The sequence below is a fragment of the Vibrio sp. 1874 genome (assembly GCF_033344395.1).
GTDB classification, from domain to species: domain Bacteria; phylum Pseudomonadota; class Gammaproteobacteria; order Enterobacterales; family Vibrionaceae; genus Vibrio; species Vibrio alginolyticus.
Genome location: NZ_JAWPOR010000136.1, coordinates 1 through 1,153, shown reverse-complemented (window position 1 = coordinate 1,153; position 1,153 = coordinate 1). Strand labels below are relative to the sequence as shown.

At 46.0% G+C, this 1,153-nt stretch carries 1 pseudogene; it reads right to left on the bottom strand.

Features of this window, described 5'->3' with window-relative positions:
- A pseudogene (locus tag R8N46_RS25105) lies at window positions 1–1,106 on the bottom strand (excinuclease ABC subunit UvrA); the annotation flags it as partial.
- Between the last annotated feature and the right edge of the window lie 47 nt (window positions 1,107–1,153).

The following is a 1,153-nucleotide window of genomic DNA, read 5'->3' as shown; positions in this document are numbered from 1 at the left end:
TTTACACGAATGTCGCCGCGATCATTGATGTACTTAAACTCGATCTCGGTGCGGCCTGAGCCTTTGAGAATAACGTCTTGCGTTTTCTTTGGCAGAGAGTTGAACGGAGCATGCAAATCAAAACCATAATGATCCGCCAATGAAGTCAGCATTTGGAAGTAATAGTAATTCTTTTGATCCCAACCACGAATGGCACCTTGTGCCAAACTGAGTGAGTCATCTTGAATCACTCGGCTTGGATCAAAATACTGTTGTACACCCAAGCCATCACAAGTTCCACACGCGCCTGCTGGGTTGTTAAATGAGAACAATCTCGGTTCCAGCTCTTGCATGCTGTAGCCACATTGCGGACAAGCGAAGTTCGCGGAAAAGATGATTTCTTCCCCATCGCCATCCATCGGAGCAATCACCGCAATACCACCAGAAAGCTCTAGCGTCGTCTCAAATGACTCTGCTAAACGTTGTTGCAGATCTGGGCGAACTTTGAATCGGTCGACCACGACTTCAATGGTGTGTTTTTTGTGTAGCTCAAGTGTTGGTGGATCTGAAAGATCGCAAGTTTCGCCGTCAATACGCGCTCGAATAAAACCTTGTGCGGCAAGGTTTTCTAGTGTTTTTACATGCTCACCTTTGCGCTCTTTTACGATTGGAGCAAGCAGCATCATTTTACTGCCTTCTGGCAGTTCCAATACTTTATCCACCATCTGGCTGACAGTTTGTGCGGCTAATGGGGCGTGGTGAGTAGGACAGCGTGGTTCACCAACACGAGCGTAAAGCAGACGTAAGTAGTCGTAAACTTCGGTGATGGTACCGACGGTTGAGCGAGGGTTATGAGATGTCGATTTTTGTTCAATAGAAATCGCCGGTGATAAACCTTCGATATGGTCGACATCTGGTTTTTCCATAAGAGACAAAAACTGACGAGCATAAGCAGACAGTGATTCGACATAACGTCGTTGGCCTTCTGCATATAAGGTATCGAATGCGAGAGAGGACTTACCGGAGCCGCTTAACCCAGTAATTACTGTCAGTTTATCGCGAGGAATAGTCAGATTGATGTCTTTGAGGTTATGGGTTCGGGCACCGCGAACTTCTATTTTATCCATCGTTTTTGCTCTATGTATAACCAAGTTGGGCAAGTATTACATAGTGT